This is a genomic window from Curtobacterium sp. Arg-1 (assembly GCF_025643395.1).
GTDB lineage: Bacteria > Actinomycetota > Actinomycetes > Actinomycetales > Microbacteriaceae > Curtobacterium > Curtobacterium poinsettiae.
Map to the genome: position 1 here is coordinate 3,642,451 of NZ_CP095731.1, position 17,958 is coordinate 3,660,408.

Below are 17,958 nucleotides of genomic sequence, written 5' to 3' on the forward strand. Positions count from 1 at the left end.
CGGCCCCGCGGTCGGCCCTAGCGTCGAGGTCATGCCGTTCGTCGACACCGACCCCGAGTTCACCCGGAACCACGCCGACTTCGTGGACGAGACCCTGCGGAACGCCTCGCTCGGAGCACCCGGAGCATGAGCACGGAGCACTCGATGTCGACGGGCCGGACACTGCTGTTCGCCGTCGCCGGGGGAGCGGCGGTCGGCAACCTGTACTGGTCGCAGCCGCTGCTCGACGACATCGCATCGTCGCTCAGCACCTCGGCGTCGCTCGCCGGACTGCTCGTCACGCTGACCCAGGTCGGCTACGCCCTCGGCATCCTGCTCGTCGTGCCGCTCGGGGACGTCCTCGACCGCCGGCGCCTCATCCCCTGGGTGCTCGTCGCCTCCGCCGTCGCGCTGCTGCTCGCCGCGATCGCTCCGACCTTCGCGACGCTCCTGGTCGCCCTGGCGCTGGTCGGGCTGACCACGGTCGCCGGGCAGCTCCTCATCCCGCTGGCCGGGGACCTCGCCGACCCCGCACAGCGCGGACGCGTGGTCGGCACGATCGCGTCCGGGGTGCTCACCGGCATCCTGGTGTCGCGGACGATCAGCGGCCTGGTCGCGGACGCGTTCGGGTGGCGTGCGATCTACGTGCTCGCCGCTGTCGTCGCGATCGTCCTCGCCGTGCTGCTGCGCCGCGCCATCCCGGAGCTCGAAGCCCGCGGCGGGGTGCGGTACCCGCAGCTCATCCTGTCGGTGTTCCGTGCCATCGGGACCCACCGGACCGTGCAGGTCACGCTCGTGATCAGCTCGTCGGTCTTCGCCGTGTTCACGATGTTCTGGACCGCCCTGACGTTCCTGCTCAGCAGCGACCCCTACGACTTCTCCACCAGCAGCATCGGGCTGGTCGGCCTGGTGGGGCTCGCGGGTGCCGTGGCGGCGCAGCGGGTCGGGCGACTGCACGACCGGGGGCTGTCGGTACCCGTCACCGGGGGAGCGATCGTGCTCCTGCTCGTCTCCCTGGTCGTCGCCGGGATCGGTGCGCACTCGATCGTCGTGGTGCTGCTCGCCGTGCTGCTGCTCGACGTCGCCGTGCAGGCCGCGAACGTGCTCAACCAGACCCGGCTGTTCTCGGTCGACCCGGCCGCGCGGAGTCGGCTCAACACCGCCTTCGTCACCTCGAACTTCATCGGCGGGGCGATCGGCTCCGCGCTGGCGTCGGTGCTGTGGAACGCCGGGGGCTGGACAGCGGTCACGATCGGCGCCGCGGTGCTGACCGGGTTCGCGGCGACGGTCTGGGTCGTGCACCGGAACCGCGGGCTCGTGGTCGAGCCGGAGCGGGTGTGACCACGGTGCTCAGCGGACCAGGGGGTTCGCGACCTCGAGCTCCCCGTGGTCGACGAGCCAGCGCACGGCGTCGAGCACGGTCTCCTCGGCGGTGAACGCCGGGCCGTAGCCGAGCAGCCGGTTCGCCTTCTCGGTGCTGAAGACCTGGCTGCGGGACAGGTGCTCCCAGCTGGCGTCAGCGTGCTCCGGAGCCGTGGTCTCGCGGAACCGGTCCCACGTGACGGAGTCGAGCCGGGCCTCCTGGCCGAACCAGGACGCTGCCAGGTGGGCGTACCCGCGCGCGGTGAGCGCCGTCGGGGCCGTGATGAAGAAGTCCTCGCCGGCCGCAGCGTTGCGGTGTTCGACCGCCAGCTGGAACGCCTGCGCGACGTCGTCGGCGTGCACGTGTGCCATCGTCTCGGCACCGAGCCCGGGGACCTCGAGCGGTTCGCCGGCGGACAGCTTCGTCAGCACCGACGTGTCGAGGTTGCCGAGCGGACCGATCGGCGTCCAGCCCGGCCCGCTGATGTGCCCGGGGTGCAGGGACGTCGTGACCAAACCGCCTGATGCAGTTTCTTCCTTGAGCATCCGCGCGATGGCGTCCTTCTGGACGCCGTAGTCGCCGAACGGCTGGGTCGCGTTCTGCTCGGTGATCGGCAGCACGTGCGACACACCCGCGCGCCAGATCGAGCCGCAGTGCACCAGGTGCGTGCCGGTGCCACGAAGCGCGTCGACCATCGCTGCGGCCGAGGACTCGGTGAAGCAGACGAGGTCGACGACGGCGTCGGCACCGAGCGCGGCGATGCGGCTGCCGAAGGTGCCGTCGCGGTCCTCCTGCTCGCGGTCGGCGGTGATCCGCTCGACCTGCTGCCACTCCGGGGCATCGACGTACGGGTTGCTCGTGCCGCGGGTGACGGCGACGACCCGGTGACCCGAGCGGACGAGACGGGGGACGAGGAACGAGCCGATGTGGCCGGTGGCTCCGATGACGACGATGTGCATGGGGCCACCGTAGGCCGCGACCTGCGGATCGTGAGCAGGAACGGTCGGGTGTGGCGATCGGGAAGGCCCGTGGCGGTCGGGCACCGTGCCTACCGCTGTCGGGATGTCGGTCGGCCGGTCGGTCGGCGGGTCACGACACGTCGCGAGGCGAACGCCGACCGGTCACGAACTGTCGGCCACCGACCCGGCGACCGACAGATCGCGACAACCCCACGGGCCTGAGCGGCACGTCCTGACCGCCGCTCCCACCCCTCAGTCGGCGGTGATGACCTTCACCGAGCCCGCGACGACCGCGGCGTCCTCGGCGAGCGCGACGACCGGGTCGGGAAGTCCCGTGCTCCCGACGAGCTTGCGCACGCCCCAGCCGACGAAGCTGCCGACGAGGGCGCCGACGCCACCGAGGATCGCGCCCTCGATGCGCAGGTCGCGCTTGCCGGTGGTGCCGAGGGCCGCACCGGCGAGGGCACCGGACGCGACGCGACCGAGCAGCGCAGAGGGGGCGATGCGGTTCGGGGTCTTCGGCAGCTTGTCGCCGATGAGCTCACCGACCGCGGACGCCACGAGCAGCCCACGGCCGAGCGGGGTGCTGAAGACCTTCCACTGCTGCCACGACCCCTTCAACGAGGACCGGTCGTGGTTCAGTGCGAGGACGGCGAGCGGGGTGGCGCTCCGGCCGCCGCTCATGATGCCGAGGACCAGGGTGCGGACCAGGGTGTGCTGCTCGTGCTGCTTGCTCATCGTGACTCCTGTCGTGTTGCCCCCGACGGTACGCACGGTGCCCCCGGGTGTTCCGAGCATCGCGGGCGACTGGTCGACGTCCCGCGTTCCCCGGGTACGGAGCCGCCCCGAGTAGCGTCCGGACCATGAGCAACGTCATCGTCTTCGGCGGCCACGGCAAGGTCGCACTCCTCGCCACCCGCATCCTGTCCGAGCGCGGGCACACCGTCACCTCCGTCATCCGGAACGCCGATCAGTCCGACGAGATCCGGGCGCACGGCGGCGAACCGCACGTCGCGGACATCCAGCAGCAGTCCCTGAACGACTTCGCCGAGCTCGTGCGCGGGCACGACGCGGTGGTGTGGTCGGCCGGTGCCGGTGGCGGTTCCGTCGACCGCACCTGGGCCATCGACCGCGACGCCGCGGTGCTCTCGATCCAGGGGGCGGAGCAGGCCGGGGTCGACCGCTACGTGATGGTGTCGTTCTCCGGCTCGCAGCTCGACCACGGGGTCCCGCAGGACCAGGACTTCTTCGCCTACGCGCAGTCCAAGATGATCGCCGACGCCGTGCTCCGCGACTCCGGGTTGCAGTGGACGATCGTCGCCCCGAGCACCCTGACCGATGACGAGCCGACCGGGTCCGTCGACTGGGACGGCACGTCGAGCCAGGTGCCGCGCGGTGACGTGGCGCACGTGGTCGCGGACGTGGTCGAGAACCCGGGCACGGCCGGCAACACCTTCCGGTTCAACGAGGGGTCGACCCCGGTGGCGGAGTTCCTGCGCGCCGACGCGGTCTGAGCAAGACCTCCAGCCCCACAGACAGACGAACGGGGTCGCGGCGGTTCTCCGCCGCGACCCCGTCGTTGTCCCAGGAGCGCATCGAGCTCAGTAGAGCGTCGAGATGCCCGTCATGTCGCCGCGGCCGAGCGTGCGGCCGCCGAGCTCGCAGTAGCCGCCGGACGGCTCCATGACCTGACCGGTACCGGTGGCGACGTGGTCGAGCCCGTACAGGTGGCCCCACTCGTGCGTCGCGACGACCTGGGTGTCGAAGCGGGCGCCCGAGCAGGTGGCCGTCGAGCTCCACTTGAAGCCGGTGGCGTAGCGCTGGTCGGCCTCACGGGCGTTGCCGTTGCCGTCGAACCAGACGCACGTGACCCCGAGGGTGCCGGTGGGGAGCTTGCCCCAGCCCATCACGTTGTACCCGTTGTTGCGCGAGCAGCCGCCCTGGTCGGTGAGGTTCGGCTTCTGGGTCGCGAGGCGCAGGTAGTCGTTCTTCGCCGTCGACGTCACCGTGCGGTCGCAGGCCGAGATGGTGCCGTTCCACGCGTTCGCGCCCTTGCGCAGGGCGTCCTTGGCGTAGGTCGACTTCTGGCCGGTCTGGTTGTAGTACCACTTGACCGTGCTCGCCCAGCTGTAGCCGGACGCCTTCCACGCCGTGCTCGTGCACTTCGTGGTCGCAGCGGTCGTCGCGGCGGGCTCCTGCGCGGTCGCGGCCTGGCTCTGCGCACGTTCCTGCTGGACGGCGGGAGCGGACCCGCGCCATGCCTCGTCCACGCGGACGGCGACGCCGGCGGAGCCGTTGTTCGCGATGAGGACGTCGGCGAGCTCGGGCGCGCCCGGCGCCGAGGTGCTGCTCGCCATCACGCTCTCACCCGGTGCGGGGAGCGCGAAGGTGCGGCCGTCGGGCGTGACGACCGTGCCGGACGTCGCGGTGCAGCCGCTCTCGAGGGTCTGCACCGACAGGGTCCCCGGGGCGCAGCTCGCGCCGGTCCCCGGGGTCGCCGCCTGGGCGGGTGCTGCGGTGATGGTGAGCCCGGCGAGGATCGCGACGATCGCCCCGGTGCTGAGTGCGTTCCTGACAGGACGCATGGTTCCCTTCCAGCGGCGGGCGACGTGCCCCCCGTTCCTGATCCGGGTCCATGGTCGCTGATGACCCAGCGCCGGGTCCAGGACTGCGCTGCGGGGACATGCCCCCAGTCAGGGGCGACGCTCAGGCGAACTGCGCGTAGAAGCGCTCCGGTGCATCGGCGAGCGATGCCTTCACCATCCGGCTCCAGTCGTCGACGACGACCTCGGCCGCACCGCGCTCGACGCCGTCCAGCGCGGCCCGCGCCACGTCGGCCGGGTCGACCTTCGGCCCCTCGTAGCCGTCCATCATGTCGGTGTCCGCCGCCCCGAGGTGCAGCCCCTGCACGCTGATCCCCTTGCCTGCGAGCTCCAACCGGACGGCGTTCGTCAGGTTCCACTCGGCAGCCTTCGCCGCCGCGTACGCGCCGGATCCCGGGTAGACGAACCAGGACAGTGCGGACAGGACGTTCACGATGCCGCCGCCACCGTTCCGCTCGATCACCGGCGCGAACGCCCGGATCATCGCGAGGTTCCCCCAGTAGTGCGTGTCCATCTCGCGGCGCGCATCGGTGAGGTCGTCGGTGAGCAACGAGCCCGTCGTCGAGATGCCGGCGTTGTTCACGAGCAGGGTGACGTCGCCCGCGGCGGCGGCCGCCGCCTCGACCGATGCCTGGTCGGTGATGTCGAGCGGCAGCGCCACGACGCCCTCGATGTCCACGAGCTCGGGTCGACGTGCGGTCGCGTAGACCTTGGTGGCGCCGCGCTCCAGCAGCTGCAGCGCGAAGCGGCGTCCGATGCCCCGGTTCGAGCCCGTGACGAGTGCGACCGATCCAGCGATGTCCATGGTGTCTCCTCCTGCCGCGCGGGTGTCTCCCGCAGCGGCTCGGCTACGCTAAGACCTCACATTCATGTCAGGGGCAAGCCCGGATCGGAGTCCACATGCGCATCGGTGACCTCGCAGCCGCGACCGGCGTCAGCGTCCGCTCGCTGCGGTACTACGAGGAGCAGGGACTGCTCACCGCGTCGCGCACCGCGAGCGGGCAGCGGATCTACACGGACGCAGCCGTGGAGCGGGTCCAGCTCGTGCAGCAGCTGTTCGCCGCCGGGCTCGCGAGCCGCACGATCGTGCAGCTCTTGCCGTGCGTCGACCGCGGGGAGTCGACGCCGGAGTCGTTCGCGCTCCTCCTCGCGGAGCGGGACCGGATCACCGCGCAGCTGGCCGAGCTCGAGGCGGTCCGCGGGCGCCTCGAGCAGGTCATCGCGATCACCGAGCACCCCACCGCCGAGCACTGCCCGGCACTGCGTGACCGACCTGCGGAGCCGGTCGCGGCCTGAGACACCACCCCAGGACGGACGGGAGGCCCGTGGCGGGTCCGCCACGGGCCTCCCGTCCCGAACGGGTCGCTGACGACGCCCGCACCACCAGCGCGTGGCGCGAGCGCAGCACCCCGGGTGTCGCCGGGGCACCCTCCTCGAGCTGGGCGACGAGCACCCCGACGGCCGTCGCCGCCGTGCGGTCGAAGTCGGCCGACACCGTGGTCAACGCCGGGGTGGAGTACGCCGACTCCTCGATGTCATCGAACCCGACGACCGCGACGTCATCCGGCACGGTCCGGCCCGCCAGCTGCAGCGCGCTCATCGCCCCGAGCGCCAGCGCGTCGTTGCAGCAGACGATCCCGTCGACCGGCACGTCGGCTTCCAGGAGCTGTCGTGCAGCCGCCGCCCCCTCGGCCCGGTGCCACAGCGCGGTCGGCACCACGCGGTCGGGCGCGAACGGCACGCCGTGGTCGTCGAGCGCCTCGCGGTAGCCCCGCAACCGCTCCTGCGCCGTGCGCACCGGGCCCGCCGGATCGGAACCGATGAACGCGATCGAACGACGACCGGCGTCGAGCAGGTGGGTGGTCGCGTCGCGCAGGGCGTCGGCGTTCGACATCGCGATGAACGGCACGGGGGCGTCCGGGATCGGCTCACCGAGCACGACGAGGGGGAACTTCACCTCGAGCGCGGCGGCGTCGCTCGGTCGGACGGTCAACGGGCTGTAGATGATGCCGTCGATGGAGTGCTCGCGCATCCGGGTGATCGCGTCCGCCTCGCGCACGCCGCTCGCGGTCTGCTCGATCAGCACCGTGTAGCCCACGGCGCCGGCAGCGCGGATGACGGCATCGGCGAGTTCGGCGAAGTACGCCTGCCGCAGCTCCGGCACCGCGAGGCCGAGCACCTTGGAGCGTCCGGCGCGGAAGTTGCGGGCCGAGACGTTGAGCTCGTAGCCGAGCTCGTCGACGGCGGCCATCACGCGGTCACGGGTGCGGACGGAGACGTGTTCGTAGCCGGACAGCACGTTCGAGACGGTCTTCTTCGAGACACCTGCAACGGCGGCGACGTCGCTCATCGTGGGTGGAGAGCGGTGCCCCTGCGCCATCGAGCGCCCCCTCTCACGTGTGCGGACTGCGTTGGGCAGGACGCTACCGCACCAGCGTGGTGCGGACCGGACGGGAGGCCCGTGGCGGGCCCGCCACGGGCCTCCCGTCCGGTCAGGCGCCGGTCTGCTCCGTCGGCGCGGCCACGGGCTTCGACTGGCTCGACCCTCGTTGCCGCAGGGACACGGTGGCGATCACCATCACGGAGATGACCAGGAACTCCGACTGCCAGTTCTGCATCGACTCGAACCAGAACTGGCTCGTGCCCAGGTAGCCCCACGCCGAGACCACGCTGTCACCGTGTTCGAGCTGCTCCTCGTTGTAGGCCGCAGCGCCTCCGATCACGTGCCCGACGACACTGCCGAGGAACAGCACCGCGAACAGGATCAGCAGGGAGTTCTCGTACAGCACGAGCACGATCCCGCCCCGGCGCACCGGCCACGGCGCCTTCGGGTCGTCGGCGTGCTCCCGGGGGTCCTCGTCCTGCGGGCCCTGTTCGTCCAGGGGCTCGGACTCGCTCGACCCCTTCTGGAACAGGAACACCGTGAACACGATGTACGCGCCCATCTGCAGGAACTCGCTCTCCCAGTTCTCAAAGGTGGCCTCGGCGAAGTCGCCGCTCGTCAGGAAGCCCCAGAGCGACACGGCCGCCTCGCCGTGCTGCATCGCGTCCGCCGCGGACACCCGCCACCCGGCGAACACCATGCCGACGAAGCACACGACGAAGACGGCGACGTTCGCGAGGAGCAGGCCGTGCCGTCGCACGCGCTGCCACCCGCTCGATCCGTTGTGCAGGCCGAGGGTCACCGGGTCCTCCGTTCGTCGTGTCGACGCCATCCTCGTCCGGGCGCGACGAACGCCTTCGCAGGAGCACCCGACCGGTCGCGGCGGTTCCGTCAGCGACTCAGAGCGTGATGCCGGTGGCCTCGGCGAGCGCGTCGAGCAGTTCGGTGCGGAACCGCTGGTCGGCGACCGCCGGGTGCGGTTCCTGCCGCTCTCCGTGGAACCAGTAACCACCCGTCACGGTTTGGTCCGGGTCGGTCGCGAGCGTCTCCTGCGTGCGGTGTCCCAGCTCGAAGTCGTCGGGAGCGCCGGCCCCGCCCATCTTGGTCGCCACCCAGCCCGGGTCGACGGCGTTGCTCAGCACGCCCGGGCGTCGGAGCGGCACCTCGGCGGCGAGCGCCGTCACGAACAGCTTCGTGTCGGAGTACGAGTTCGTCTCCGACGCGCCGGTCCAGTCGACGGTGTCCAGGCGCGGGCGGCCGCCCCGGTGCATCCCGCTGCTCAGGTACACGTGCCGCTCCGGCGAGCGCAGCAACGCGGTGAACAGGTACGGCGCCACGACGTTGACGGGCACCAGGGAACGGCCCGAGATCACGCCGGCGTTGTGCACGACGGCGTCGAGCGGGGTGCCGGCGTCGAGTTCCCGGGCGGTGGCGATCACGGCGTCGCGGTCCGCCAGGTCGGCGACGACGAGTTCGGCGCCGCGCTCCACCAGGTCGGCGACCGCCTCGGCGCGGGCCGTGGTGCGCGCGTGGACGACGACGTCGTGTCCGCTGCGGAGCAGCGCGTCGGCGGTTCCCCGCCCGAGGCCGTCGGTGGATCCGGTGACGAGGATGCGTGCCATCCGCCCATCATGCGCCCGGCCGCTGCGGCGGGTCCGGCAGGTGGACCGGCAACGGTCGGACGGGAGGCACGGTGCGGGCCCGCCACGGGCCTCCTGTCTGGTTCACGGGCCGGCCACAGGGCCGCGGTACGGTCGCTGCATGAGCAGCTTCCTCGAGCCGATCGACGCCGTCGGCGTCGGTGACGCGACGATCGTGCCGGACGCCACGCGACCGGTCGCGGCGGTCGTCACGGGCGACGACGTGCGGTGGGTGACGTGGCCGGACGCGCCGTTGCCGGACGGTGCGGTCGACGACGTCGAGGTCCTCGCGACCGCGGCCGGCGCCTGGGTCGTCTACCTGTCACGCGAGGACGCGGGAGACGACCTCGACACCGAGTCGCGGACGGCCGTGCACGTCACGCCGACCGGGGTGACGTGCGCGGTCGACCTCGGGGATCGACGCGTGCTCGGGGCGGACGTCGAGGGGCTGTGGATCGGCGACCCACGTGACGCGTCGATGTGGATGGGTGAGGACGAGGACTCCGAGGATCCGGAGGACGACGAGGCGGTCGAGGACGACGACGGGGACTCGGACGACCCGCTCGACGGCGTCGACCCGGAGACCCTGCCGTGGGCGCCGTCGGAGCCGTTCTGGCCGTCACCGGAAGAGTGGGCGGCGGCGCTGGCTGCCGGCGAGGAGCCGGAGGACGACGAGCCCGAGCTGCTGGACGACGATGACGACGATGGGCCCCGGTACTGGAGCGTCAGCTTCGGCGGTGTCGAGGGCGGCTTCGTCCCGCCGCCTGAACCGCAGGCGGAACCCGCTCCGCCCCTGCCGACCCCGCCGCCTGAACCGCAGGCGGAACCCGCTCCGCCCCTGCCGACCCCGCCGACTGAACTGGTGCTCGTCCGCAACGACGGCAGCCGGACGACGATCGCCGTCGACCACCTGGTCGAGGACGTCCGCCGCACGGGCTCGGTGCTCACCATCCGGTACGCACCGACCGGTCCGCGACGGGACCCCGACGCGTCCGTGTTCCGAAGCATCGTCTACGTGTCCCGGGAGGTCGACCTCGACGTCGCTGCCGGACTGCCCAGCGTCATCACCACCGATGACCTGCCGTCCCGCCCCGCGAGCGACGAGGACGAGACGTCGTCGGAGGACGAACAGGAGCGTCTGGAAGCAGCCCTCGCTCCGTGGACGGAGCGGTTCGACCTGACCGACGTCGAGGGCGCGCACTGGCCGCTGCACGACCTGGACGCTGCCGCACGGGAGCGCGCGGTCGCGGACCTCGTGGCCGTGTTCGAAGCCCTCGACCAGCCCGGCATCCTGTGGACCCGCGACCACCCCGAGCCCCGCCGGTCGGCGAGCGACTACCGGGCGGTCGACGTCACCGTCGAGGGGGAGTGGCCGGCGACCGAGCTCGTGGTGTCGTTCGAGCACCGCGCCGTGCCGTACCTGCGGCTCCGCCGGCGCTACCGGGTGTTCGACGACGCCGGGCACGTGGAGGACTGGACGTACGTCACGGTGCACCTGGAGGAGGAGATCGCCACCGGCCACATCGCTGACCGGTCGGACGCGGTGGACGGAGTGCTCGACATCTGACGGGTGTCGTGCTGCCGGTCAGTGCACCGTCAGACCTCGGCGACGGCGCGCAGCTCGCGTGCCACGGCGTTCAGGTCCGCGATCAACCCGTCCGCCCGGTCGGCGTCCTCCGGAGCAGGCGCCCCCGCATCACGCCCCTTGCTGCTCGGCCACGGTGCCCACACCGGGGCGGCGACCGTCAGCAGGTCGTCACGGGACCATCCGTGCTCGAGCAGCTCCCGCGCATGGTCCACGCGCGCCCGTACCCGCGCGGCGGACGGATCGCCGTGACCGGTGAGGAACGCGACGAGCCGGTCGCCCCGGACGACGTAGCGCCGGAGCTGGTCACGTCGATCACGCTCGTCGTACCGGCCGCCGTGCAGCACGTGTCGGCGCAGCCATCCCATGTTCCGATGATCCCACCCCCGTTCAGCCCGCTGGTCCTGTACGTTTCCTGTGTCGACAATCCCTGACCAGAGAGGACGCGGCGCCATGAGTGACGGCACGCCCCAGTTCAACCAGCAGAACCCGAACCCCTACGCCGGCGGCGGACCACAGCCGTACGGTGCGCCCATGCAGCCGTCGTCCGACCGCTTCAACGTCATGGCGATCGTCGGGTTCGTCCTGGCCTTCGTGGTGAACATCGCCGGCCTGGTCGTGTCGATCATCGCCCTCTCGCAGATCAAGAAGACCGGGGAGCGCGGCCGCGGCCTGGCCCTCGCTGGCGTCATCATCAGCGCCCTGTCGGTCGTGTTCGGCATCCTGTGGATCATCCTCGTGATCACAGCCGTCGCGAACGCCCCGGCGGGCAGCACCACCGGCTACTGACGCGCACCAGCACCAGCACCAGACCGGAGGCCCGTGGCAGCTCGCCACGGGCCTCCGGTGTGTCCGGGGTCGGTTCCGGAGACGCGGCCTCAGCCGATGACGCCGGTGTGCTCCAGCACGATGTTCAGGCCGATCAGGATCAGCACGACACCACCCGCGATCTCCGCCGGCTTGCCGAAGCGGGCGCCGACACGGCGACCGACCAGGACCCCGACGAACGACAGCACCGCGGTGGTGATCCCGATGAGCAGCACCGCGCCGCCGATCGACACGGGCAGGAACGCCAGGGTGACCCCGACCGCCAGGGCGTCGATGCTGGTCGCGACCGCGAGCACGAGGAGCTCCCGGACCGGCAGCCGATCGGTGTCCTGCTCGGTGTCCTCGTGCTTCGAGAACGCCTCCCACAGCATCTTCCCGCCGATCAGCGCGAGCAGCCCGAACGCGACCCAGTGGTCGAAGGCCGCGATGTACTGCGCGAACGCGGACCCGAGCAGCCAGCCGATCAGGGGCATCACCGCCTGGAACACCCCGAACGTCAGCGCGATCACGATCGCGTGCCGCACGTCGAAGCGCTTCATGTGCAGGCCCTTGCCGAGGGCGACGGCGAAGGCGTCTGCGGAGACGCCGAGCGCGATGAGGAAGAGGGCCCAGAACGACATGGGAACGGCGCCTTTCGAGAGGGTCGGACGGAGACGCCGACGTCTCAGGACCTGACGATCCTGGCACGGTCCGGGGCACGAAAAGGCCTGATCAGCGGGATTCGTCGCGCCGAATCTGGGGGTTGGTGGGCCCGGTCCGCCAACCCGGCCCACGTCGTCGACGTGACCAGTGGACGGACTGGAGGCCCGTGGCGGCGCCGCGATGCGCCTCCAGGCCGGCAGTCAGTGCGTCAGGAACCTGCGGCCGCGTGCGCGGCGATCTGGCTGGCCGTCAGTTCGGTGCTGTAGACGGCGGCGTACCGCATGGACCCGGTGAAGTACGGGTTGCTGGAAGCACCCGGCCAGCCGCTGACGACGTCGTAGCCGATGCGGAAGTACCCGGTGAAGTTCTCGGCGGTCGTGAAGGCCGCGTTCGACGCGACGAGCTTGCCGTCGACGGACAGGCGCATGCCGTTGGTCGGCGACATCGTCGTCACCACGTGGTGCCAGCTGCCGTCGGTGTACGACCTCGGCGACGTGAGCACCTGCGTGGCGCTGCCGGTGTAGGTACCGAAGGCGAGCTGCCCCGTGGTGGTCACGTAGAGCTTCCGGTCGTGCTGGCTCGACGCGCCGGTCTGGCTGCTCCCGAAGCCGATGAGCATGCCGCCCGCGACGGTCGTGCGGAACCAGACCTCCTCGCTGAAGGTCGTCGGGTTCGCGACCGAGCGGGGGGTCGAGACGTAGCTCGTGGAACCGTTCAGCGCGTAGGCGCTGCCGCTGTCACGTGGGCAGGCGTTCGGACTCGGCGTGGTCGCGGTCATGGTGCCCTGGTAGGTGCCGTTGGAGCCGCGACCCGACCAGTCGGTCGCGGTCCTCGACCCCGAGGCCTCGGTCAGGCGGTAGGCGAACAGCGCGTTCGCGGTGTCGGCGCCGACCGCACCCGTGCACGTGAAGTACGGCGCGGTCGCCGCGGTGTTCGTGCTGTTCGTCACACGTGCGCTGAAGGCCGAGCGGGTCGGCGCGAACTGGTTGAGCAGGACGACGACAGCCAGGGCGACCACGAGCAGGACAGCGACGACGCGGCCGTCGCGCAGGCGACCGAGGATCACGAGGGACGCACCGCCTCGACACGGCCGACCGCCAGGCAGGCCACGAGCGGCACCAAGCACACGGCGATCAAGGCGACCCAACCCAGGGGGTCGAGGTCGATGTTCGACATGAGCTGGTAGTTCCCGTGCTCCGTGAGCTCGTGGATGACGACGCGCCCGACCTCGCCGTCGACCAGGTGGACGCTGTTGCCGCCGTGGGCGTCGATGCGGACCGGGAAGATCCCGGACGAGACCACGGTCGCCTCGACCCCGTTCGGGCTCGACGTGTTCGTGATCGTCGTCACGTTGACGAACGGCTTGAACACGAAGGCCGCGTACGCGGCCGTGAGGGCGCCGCCGGTGATCCGCAGGCATGTGCGGGTCACCCGGTCGGTGAACGCGCTGGTCAGGGTCAGGATGATCAGCGTGCCGATGAGCAGGACCGAGGCGGCCCGGAACAGCCACCCGAGGTGCGGGACCAGGAGCGCCGGGGTGCCGATGACGTCCGCCTGGGTGAGCGTCCACGGGTCGATCGCGCCGTTGACGTCACCACGGGTGTGGAGCCCACCGTCCGCGTCGATCGACACGATGCGGTGCGTGTAGACGACGTCCGGGTTGGCGGAGGTCTCGAACGAGACGATCTCGCCGACCCGCAGGGTGGAGGCGTCCACCGGCAGGTCGAGCACGAGGGTGCCGACCGGGGCAGCCTCGCCCATCGAGGGGGTCTCGACGACGAACCAGCGGCCGCCGGCGGAGAGGAACAGGACGGCGGCGGTGAGCAGGAGTGCAGCGATCGCGGCGACCGACCACGCCAGGACGGTCTCGGAGCGGGTGACCTGGCGGCCGCGCAGGACCGGGCGGTCGAGCATGCCGCTGAGCGGCATCGCTGCGGTCTGGCTCATGGGTGCTGCTCCGGGGGTTCAGGGAAACGGCGACGCTCGACCGGAGGGGGGTCGGCCGAGCGTCGCCGGTCTGGGGAGTGGTGATGGGGACCGGATCGGGCCGGATCAGGCCGTGAACGTCCAGGTCATCGGGACCGAGGCGGCGAGGCCCTGGTAGGTGTTGCCGGCCGAGGAGTCCAGGGTCACCGCGAAGTTGAACGGGACACTCGCACCGGCGGCCGGGGCCTGCGGCATCGTGATGGCCGACGCGGCCGCACCCTTGAAGCTGGCGAGGGTGCCGCTGAACACGGTGGTCGAGCCAGAGGTGACGACGAGGTTCATCTTGGCGCACAGGTCGGTCGCGGTGCCGTTGGCCGAACCGTTCGCCGACTGGGTGCACGTGGCGCCCGGGTTCAGCGTGAAGGTGCTGGCGTTCGCGGTGCCGGTGTTCTTGATCGAGATCGCGGTGTTGACCGTGTTGCCCGGGGTCATCGTCGTGCTGCCGCCGAACTTGTTGATCGTCGAGCAGGTCGCCGAGTTCGTCGAGACCGAGCCGCCGTCGGTGCTGAGGCAGGTGACGGTCGCGCCGGCGTTCTGCTCCTGCATGATCAGCGTGCCGCTGGCGGCGGTGTTGCTGCTGTTCGTGATGCTCGCGGCGAATCCTGACAGGGTGCCGGTGAGCGAGAGGGAGAGCAGGACGGCGGCGAAGATGCCTGCGAGGAGGGCCACGGGGGCGAAGCGGATCCGCTTCAGTGCGGAGGTGCGGAGCTTGGTGGACACGGGGTACCTCTTCGTTCGGTGATGCTCAGTGGTCGGGGGGGAGCAAGACATTCGGGCTGTTTTGCTTCAATGGTTAAGATAGTCAGTGATTGAGCATGTGTGCGACTCGTATACTTACCCCAGTGCGGGGGACGGCCCTCGTCCCCCCATCACCCCACCCGGAGGAAGACCGTCGTGACAGCAGCACGAAGCGGTGACAGCGCAGCCGAGCTCATGACCGCGTTCACCGCTGTGGTGCGCGCGAACGCGAGCCTGGTGAGTCAGCTGAGCGCTCGCGCGGGCGTGCACGAGAACGCGCTCCGGGCCATGGTGCTCATCAGCGACACCGGGTACTCCACGCCGACCGAGGTCGCCGGGTACCTGGGGCTGACCTCCGGTGCGGTGACGAACATGATCGACCGGATGAGCGCCGCCGGGCTCCTCGAGCGCGCACCGAACCCGGCCGATCGCCGAGGCTCACTGCTGCGGCTGCTCCCCCCGGGCCATGTCGTCGTGTCGGACTACCAGCAGCGGTACGCGGCGATGCTCCGGGCCGTCGACGGGGCGCACAACGGGGACCTGCACGAGGTGCTCAACGACTTGGCGACGAGTCTGTACGAGCAGGCTGCCGCTGCGTCCTGACCTTCCTGGTGGGGACCGCGGGTCTACCTGGCGAGGACCGCCCGTTCCTCGGTCGAGGTGAGGCCGGCACGGCGTTCCCGATCCGTCCCGCGGGCACGCTCGTCGTCGAGCACCCGCACGACGGTGTCCCGGAGGGGTCTGGTCACCGCGCCGGCGTCGGTGAACGCCACTGCGGAGCGCTGCGCGAACCCCGCGTCCGACACCGGGATCCACAGGGGGAGTGATCGGGGGCCCGCCCAGTAGGCCACGTCGTGTGCAAGCAGGACGTCGTCCTCCACCGCGACGAGCTCCTCTTCGAACCCGGTGACCTCGGCCACGCACCGCAGGAAGTCGTGCATCGGCACCGGTGCACCGACGGCGTTGACCGTGCCGACGAACCCGTCGCGCCCGGCCCGGACGAGCCAGGAGGCGAGGTCCGCGACGTCGATCACCTGCACGAAGCGCTCCGCCGTCGTCGGCACCAGCACGGGCCCGCCGCGATCGAGGCGTGCCGGCCAGTAGCCGAACCGGTCGCTGGAGTCACCCGGGCCGACGATCAGCCCCGGCCGTGCGATGAGCAGCCGCGACCCGAGCCGGAGCCGCGTGGTGCGCTCGGCGAGGACCTTCGCGTCGGCGTAGGCGGACGGGTCCTTCGGCTCCACCAGCCGGGCGGACTCATCGGCGCCCGGTTCGTCGTTCTCCGCTTAGACGGAGACCGTGGACACCAGCGTCCAGTGGGCGGCCCGGTCGGCGAGGGCGTCGAGCGCCGGGGCGACGAGCTCGGGGGCGTGAGCGAGTTCGATGACCTCGTCCCAGGTGCCGGTGGCCGGTTCGTAGGCGCCGGGCAGGGACCGATCCGCCTGGACGAAGCGTGCACCCTCGGGAATGCTGCCGGTGGTGCCCCGGGCGAGGCACGTGACGTCGGCACCCTCGATCAACAGCTCGTCGACGATCGTCCGTCCGAGCCAGCCGGTTCCACCGAGCACCAGGACGCGTCGCGTGGGCTGCGGCATCAGACCGGCTCGAGTGCTCGTCGCTCGCCGGTGGGCAGCTCCACCCGGATGCGATCGCCCGGTCGGACCGTGCCACCGGTGAGCACGACGCTCATCACACCACCCTTGCGCTCGACGGTGCCGTCCTCGGCTCGTCCGAGCACCGCGCGGAGCAGCCCCGGTTCGAAGCCGTTGATCTGCTGGCAGGGGTTCCGCAGGCCGGTGACCCGGACCGAGGCGTCGCCGCCGAGGTGCAGCACCGTGCCCTCCGGCAGCCCGAGCAGGTCGATGCCGCTCGTCGTGACGTTCTCGCCCATCTGGCCCGGCTCGACGCTGAACCCGGCCTCGGCGACCTCGTCGAACAGCTCGGCGTGGAGCAGGTGGACCTGTCGCAGGTTCGGCTGCGACGGGTCACGCGCGACCCGGGAGCGGTGCTGCACGGTCGTACCGGCGTGAGCATCCCCCTCGATGCCCCACCCGGCGACCAGGGTCACCGCGTCGACCAACGGTTTGCTGAACCGGTGCTCGCCGTCCTTGCTGACCGCGACCACGCGCGGCTGGTCCTCGTCGTCCCCGCTCATGGGGCCGATTCTGCACCCATCGTCCGCGCGGCGCGAGTGCGGCGTTGTTCAGCGGCGCTTGCGCAGGGCGTTCGTGGACCAGAGCGAGATCGCGATGAGCACGGGCTGGAACAGCAGGCGGACGAAGCGCTTGGTGTCAGTGTCCAGACCGAAGCCGTCGCGGTGGTGCATCCACTGCGCGATGTTGCCCGGGAAGACCGCCAGGAAGAACACCGCGACGACCCACCCCACGGTCACCTGTCGCCGCGCCAGGAGCATCAGCGCAGCGCCGAGCGAGATCTCCACCACGCCGGACGCGATCACCGTGACGTCCGTCGGCAGCGGCACGAACTTCGGCACCTGCGCCTGGAACTCCTCGCGCGCCACGGTCAGGTGGCTGATGCCAGCCCACGTGAGCATCGCGCCGAACAGGATGCGGACGATGGTCCGGGGGAGCGTTGAGCGGACTGCGGGGGTGCGGGTTGCCATCGGAGTGGTGCCTTTCACGATCGGGGTGGGGTTCGGTGGAGTGGGAGGACGAGGTCAGCGGCTGCGGAGGACTCGGCGTCGGCGTGCGGCCTCGAACGTGATCGCGGCAGCGGCGGCACCGAGCGTGAGGATCCGGGCGACCGGACGGCCGCGGGTCGAGGTGAGGAGTCGAAGCCCACCGGCGAGTGCGAGTGCCCCGGCAGCACCGGTTGTGGTCGTCACCGACTGGTCCTCGAGGTCGATCACGAGCCGGGTCCCGCCCAGGGCGGTCGCCGCGATGGCGGAGCCGGTGCCGACCAGGTCGCGCCCGGGCGCACGGCGGACCGCTGCGGCAGCGACTCCGAGCCCGGACAGGACCTGCAGCGCCGGGATGCCGAGTGCGTGCGGGACGCCCGGCTCGAAGCCCCGGCGCTGCATCTGCTGGGCTCGGGCGCGCAGCGAGGTGCGGCGAACCGTGGCGATGCCGTGCCCGGCGAGCAGGACGCCGGTGACGAGATCGAGCGAGCTGGTCAGTTTCACGATGTGCTCCATTAGGTTGTGCACAACCTAACACGTCGAGGTGTCCAGCGGGCCAGAGGCGAGAGCCCTACCGTCGGCGACGACGCCGCAGGACGATCACGACGAAGACC

General features: G+C 71.2%; 23 protein-coding genes. 6 read left to right on the forward strand and 17 right to left on the reverse strand.

The window, feature by feature from the left end:
* Positions 1-126 precede the first annotated feature (126 nt).
* The gene (locus MXD64_RS17500) at positions 127-1,320 is read left to right on the forward strand and encodes an MFS transporter (RefSeq protein WP_194589934.1); all 1,194 of its coding nucleotides are present in this window, start codon (positions 127-129) and stop codon (positions 1,318-1,320) included.
* 9 nt (positions 1,321-1,329) lie between these two features.
* Here the strand turns inward: MXD64_RS17500 and MXD64_RS17505 are convergent, their stop codons facing one another.
* Together MXD64_RS17505 and MXD64_RS17510 are read right to left on the reverse strand one after the other, a co-directional pair.
* Positions 1,330-2,301 carry an NAD-dependent epimerase/dehydratase family protein gene (locus MXD64_RS17505; RefSeq protein WP_263136884.1) on the reverse strand — a complete coding sequence of 324 codons (972 nt, stop codon included), beginning with the start codon at positions 2,299-2,301 and terminating at the stop codon, positions 1,330-1,332.
* Between the two features lie 252 nt (positions 2,302-2,553).
* Positions 2,554-3,039, reverse strand: coding sequence for a DUF4126 family protein (locus MXD64_RS17510; protein WP_017887863.1), 486 nt, complete (start codon positions 3,037-3,039; stop codon positions 2,554-2,556).
* 125 nt (positions 3,040-3,164) lie between these two features.
* Here MXD64_RS17510 and MXD64_RS17515 point away from each other — a divergent pair, with 125 nt between their 5' ends.
* Complete coding sequence (locus MXD64_RS17515; protein ID WP_042539941.1) at positions 3,165-3,815, forward strand: NAD(P)H-binding protein; 651 nt, start codon at positions 3,165-3,167, stop codon at positions 3,813-3,815.
* An 87-nt stretch (positions 3,816-3,902) separates the two neighbouring features.
* On the opposite strand, the gene MXD64_RS17520 is transcribed toward MXD64_RS17515, so the two are convergent.
* Together MXD64_RS17520 and MXD64_RS17525 are read right to left on the reverse strand one after the other, a co-directional pair.
* Positions 3,903-4,886, reverse strand: coding sequence for a matrixin family metalloprotease (locus MXD64_RS17520; RefSeq protein ID WP_159556166.1), 984 nt, complete (start codon positions 4,884-4,886; stop codon positions 3,903-3,905).
* A gap of 121 nt (positions 4,887-5,007) precedes the next feature.
* Positions 5,008-5,709 (reverse strand): SDR family oxidoreductase, encoded by a 702-nt coding sequence (locus tag MXD64_RS17525; protein ID WP_042539945.1) that lies wholly within the window; start codon positions 5,707-5,709, stop codon positions 5,008-5,010.
* Positions 5,710-5,804: 95 nt separating this feature from the next.
* Between MXD64_RS17525 and MXD64_RS17530 the strand changes: the two genes are divergently transcribed.
* Positions 5,805-6,200: a MerR family transcriptional regulator gene (locus tag MXD64_RS17530; RefSeq protein WP_017887859.1), complete on the forward strand. Its 396-nt coding sequence runs from the start codon at positions 5,805-5,807 to the stop codon at positions 6,198-6,200.
* On the opposite strand, the gene MXD64_RS17535 is transcribed toward MXD64_RS17530, so the two are convergent.
* The 3 genes from MXD64_RS17535 to MXD64_RS17545 all read right to left on the reverse strand — a co-directional run bounded on the left by MXD64_RS17535 (position 6,130) and on the right by MXD64_RS17545 (position 8,909).
* A complete protein-coding gene (locus MXD64_RS17535) occupies positions 6,130-7,254 on the reverse strand; it encodes a LacI family DNA-binding transcriptional regulator (RefSeq protein ID WP_259553163.1) in 1,125 nt (374 codons plus the stop codon). The genes MXD64_RS17530 and MXD64_RS17535 overlap by 71 nt on opposite strands.
* Before the next feature lie 142 nt (positions 7,255-7,396).
* The gene (locus MXD64_RS17540) at positions 7,397-8,089 is read right to left on the reverse strand and encodes a DUF6766 family protein (RefSeq protein ID WP_263136885.1); all 693 of its coding nucleotides are present in this window, start codon (positions 8,087-8,089) and stop codon (positions 7,397-7,399) included.
* A 97-nt stretch (positions 8,090-8,186) separates the two neighbouring features.
* A complete protein-coding gene (locus tag MXD64_RS17545) occupies positions 8,187-8,909 on the reverse strand; it encodes an SDR family NAD(P)-dependent oxidoreductase (RefSeq protein ID WP_263136886.1) in 723 nt (240 codons plus the stop codon).
* Between the two features lie 139 nt (positions 8,910-9,048).
* Here MXD64_RS17545 and MXD64_RS17550 point away from each other — a divergent pair, with 139 nt between their 5' ends.
* Entirely contained in the window at positions 9,049-10,494 is a 1,446-nt protein-coding gene (locus MXD64_RS17550) for a hypothetical protein (protein WP_263136887.1), read from the forward strand.
* Between the two features lie 29 nt (positions 10,495-10,523).
* Here the strand turns inward: MXD64_RS17550 and MXD64_RS17555 are convergent, their stop codons facing one another.
* Entirely contained in the window at positions 10,524-10,880 is a 357-nt protein-coding gene (locus MXD64_RS17555) for a hypothetical protein (RefSeq protein ID WP_140448609.1), read from the reverse strand.
* An 85-nt stretch (positions 10,881-10,965) separates the two neighbouring features.
* Between MXD64_RS17555 and MXD64_RS17560 the strand changes: the two genes are divergently transcribed.
* Positions 10,966-11,301 (forward strand): DUF4190 domain-containing protein, encoded by a 336-nt coding sequence (locus MXD64_RS17560; protein ID WP_017887855.1) that lies wholly within the window; start codon positions 10,966-10,968, stop codon positions 11,299-11,301.
* An 89-nt stretch (positions 11,302-11,390) separates the two neighbouring features.
* On the opposite strand, the gene MXD64_RS17565 is transcribed toward MXD64_RS17560, so the two are convergent.
* The 4 genes from MXD64_RS17565 to MXD64_RS17580 form a co-directional block, all read right to left on the reverse strand.
* Positions 11,391-11,960, reverse strand: a complete 570-nt coding sequence (locus MXD64_RS17565; protein WP_017887854.1) for a manganese efflux pump MntP — start codon at positions 11,958-11,960, stop codon at positions 11,391-11,393.
* 230 nt (positions 11,961-12,190) lie between these two features.
* On the reverse strand, positions 12,191-13,048 hold the full coding sequence (locus MXD64_RS17570) for a LamG domain-containing protein (RefSeq protein ID WP_071250004.1): 858 nt from the start codon (positions 13,046-13,048) through the stop codon (positions 12,191-12,193).
* Complete coding sequence (locus MXD64_RS17575) at positions 13,045-13,929, reverse strand: S26 family signal peptidase (RefSeq protein WP_214584699.1); 885 nt, start codon at positions 13,927-13,929, stop codon at positions 13,045-13,047. Before MXD64_RS17575 ends, MXD64_RS17570 begins: the two co-directional genes overlap by 4 nt.
* A gap of 105 nt (positions 13,930-14,034) precedes the next feature.
* On the reverse strand, positions 14,035-14,688 hold the full coding sequence (locus MXD64_RS17580) for a hypothetical protein (protein ID WP_017887851.1): 654 nt from the start codon (positions 14,686-14,688) through the stop codon (positions 14,035-14,037).
* 174 nt (positions 14,689-14,862) lie between these two features.
* Here MXD64_RS17580 and MXD64_RS17585 point away from each other — a divergent pair, with 174 nt between their 5' ends.
* A complete protein-coding gene (locus MXD64_RS17585; protein WP_317629843.1) occupies positions 14,863-15,309 on the forward strand; it encodes a MarR family winged helix-turn-helix transcriptional regulator in 447 nt (148 codons plus the stop codon).
* 23 nt (positions 15,310-15,332) lie between these two features.
* On the opposite strand, the gene MXD64_RS17795 is transcribed toward MXD64_RS17585, so the two are convergent.
* Genes MXD64_RS17795 through MXD64_RS17605 form a run of 5 tightly spaced genes read right to left on the reverse strand, consistent with a single transcriptional unit; the run spans position 15,333 to position 17,848 of the window.
* A complete protein-coding gene (locus MXD64_RS17795) occupies positions 15,333-15,950 on the reverse strand; it encodes a reductase (RefSeq protein ID WP_317629844.1) in 618 nt (205 codons plus the stop codon).
* A gap of 42 nt (positions 15,951-15,992) precedes the next feature.
* Positions 15,993-16,301, reverse strand: a complete 309-nt coding sequence (locus MXD64_RS17800; RefSeq protein WP_317629845.1) for an NAD-dependent epimerase/dehydratase family protein — start codon at positions 16,299-16,301, stop codon at positions 15,993-15,995.
* Positions 16,301-16,861 (reverse strand): MOSC domain-containing protein, encoded by a 561-nt coding sequence (locus tag MXD64_RS17595; protein WP_017887848.1) that lies wholly within the window; start codon positions 16,859-16,861, stop codon positions 16,301-16,303. Before MXD64_RS17595 ends, MXD64_RS17800 begins: the two co-directional genes overlap by 1 nt.
* A 48-nt stretch (positions 16,862-16,909) precedes the next feature.
* The gene (locus tag MXD64_RS17600; RefSeq protein WP_017887847.1) at positions 16,910-17,329 is read right to left on the reverse strand and encodes a DoxX family protein; all 420 of its coding nucleotides are present in this window, start codon (positions 17,327-17,329) and stop codon (positions 16,910-16,912) included.
* 54 nt (positions 17,330-17,383) lie between these two features.
* The gene (locus MXD64_RS17605) at positions 17,384-17,848 is read right to left on the reverse strand and encodes a hypothetical protein (protein ID WP_263136890.1); all 465 of its coding nucleotides are present in this window, start codon (positions 17,846-17,848) and stop codon (positions 17,384-17,386) included.
* Positions 17,849-17,958: the final 110 nt, after the last annotated feature.

Bases quoted from the DNA above. Each gene is read 5' to 3' on its own strand.
- MXD64_RS17500 (WP_194589934.1), top strand. From the start codon at position 127: ATGAGCACGGAGCACTCGATGTCGACGGGCCGGACACTGCTGTTCGCC.
- MXD64_RS17800 (WP_317629845.1), bottom strand. From the start codon at position 16,301: ATGCCGCAGCCCACGCGACGCGTCCTGGTGCTCGGTGGAACCGGCTGG.
- MXD64_RS17575 (WP_214584699.1), bottom strand. From the start codon at position 13,929: ATGAGCCAGACCGCAGCGATGCCGCTCAGCGGCATGCTCGACCGCCCG.
- MXD64_RS17525 (WP_042539945.1), bottom strand. From the start codon at position 5,709: ATGGACATCGCTGGATCGGTCGCACTCGTCACGGGCTCGAACCGGGGC.
- MXD64_RS17595 (WP_017887848.1), bottom strand. From the start codon at position 16,861: ATGAGCGGGGACGACGAGGACCAGCCGCGCGTGGTCGCGGTCAGCAAG.
- MXD64_RS17535 (WP_259553163.1), bottom strand. From the start codon at position 7,254: ATGAGCGACGTCGCCGCCGTTGCAGGTGTCTCGAAGAAGACCGTCTCG.
- MXD64_RS17515 (WP_042539941.1), top strand. From the start codon at position 3,165: ATGAGCAACGTCATCGTCTTCGGCGGCCACGGCAAGGTCGCACTCCTC.
- MXD64_RS17565 (WP_017887854.1), bottom strand. From the start codon at position 11,960: ATGTCGTTCTGGGCCCTCTTCCTCATCGCGCTCGGCGTCTCCGCAGAC.
- MXD64_RS17520 (WP_159556166.1), bottom strand. From the start codon at position 4,886: ATGCGTCCTGTCAGGAACGCACTCAGCACCGGGGCGATCGTCGCGATC.
- MXD64_RS17555 (WP_140448609.1), bottom strand. From the start codon at position 10,880: ATGGGATGGCTGCGCCGACACGTGCTGCACGGCGGCCGGTACGACGAG.
- MXD64_RS17545 (WP_263136886.1), bottom strand. From the start codon at position 8,909: ATGGCACGCATCCTCGTCACCGGATCCACCGACGGCCTCGGGCGGGGA.
- MXD64_RS17510 (WP_017887863.1), bottom strand. From the start codon at position 3,039: ATGAGCAAGCAGCACGAGCAGCACACCCTGGTCCGCACCCTGGTCCTC.
- MXD64_RS17560 (WP_017887855.1), top strand. From the start codon at position 10,966: ATGAGTGACGGCACGCCCCAGTTCAACCAGCAGAACCCGAACCCCTAC.
- MXD64_RS17530 (WP_017887859.1), top strand. From the start codon at position 5,805: ATGCGCATCGGTGACCTCGCAGCCGCGACCGGCGTCAGCGTCCGCTCG.
- MXD64_RS17600 (WP_017887847.1), bottom strand. From the start codon at position 17,329: ATGGCAACCCGCACCCCCGCAGTCCGCTCAACGCTCCCCCGGACCATC.
- MXD64_RS17505 (WP_263136884.1), bottom strand. From the start codon at position 2,301: ATGCACATCGTCGTCATCGGAGCCACCGGCCACATCGGCTCGTTCCTC.
- MXD64_RS17550 (WP_263136887.1), top strand. From the start codon at position 9,049: ATGAGCAGCTTCCTCGAGCCGATCGACGCCGTCGGCGTCGGTGACGCG.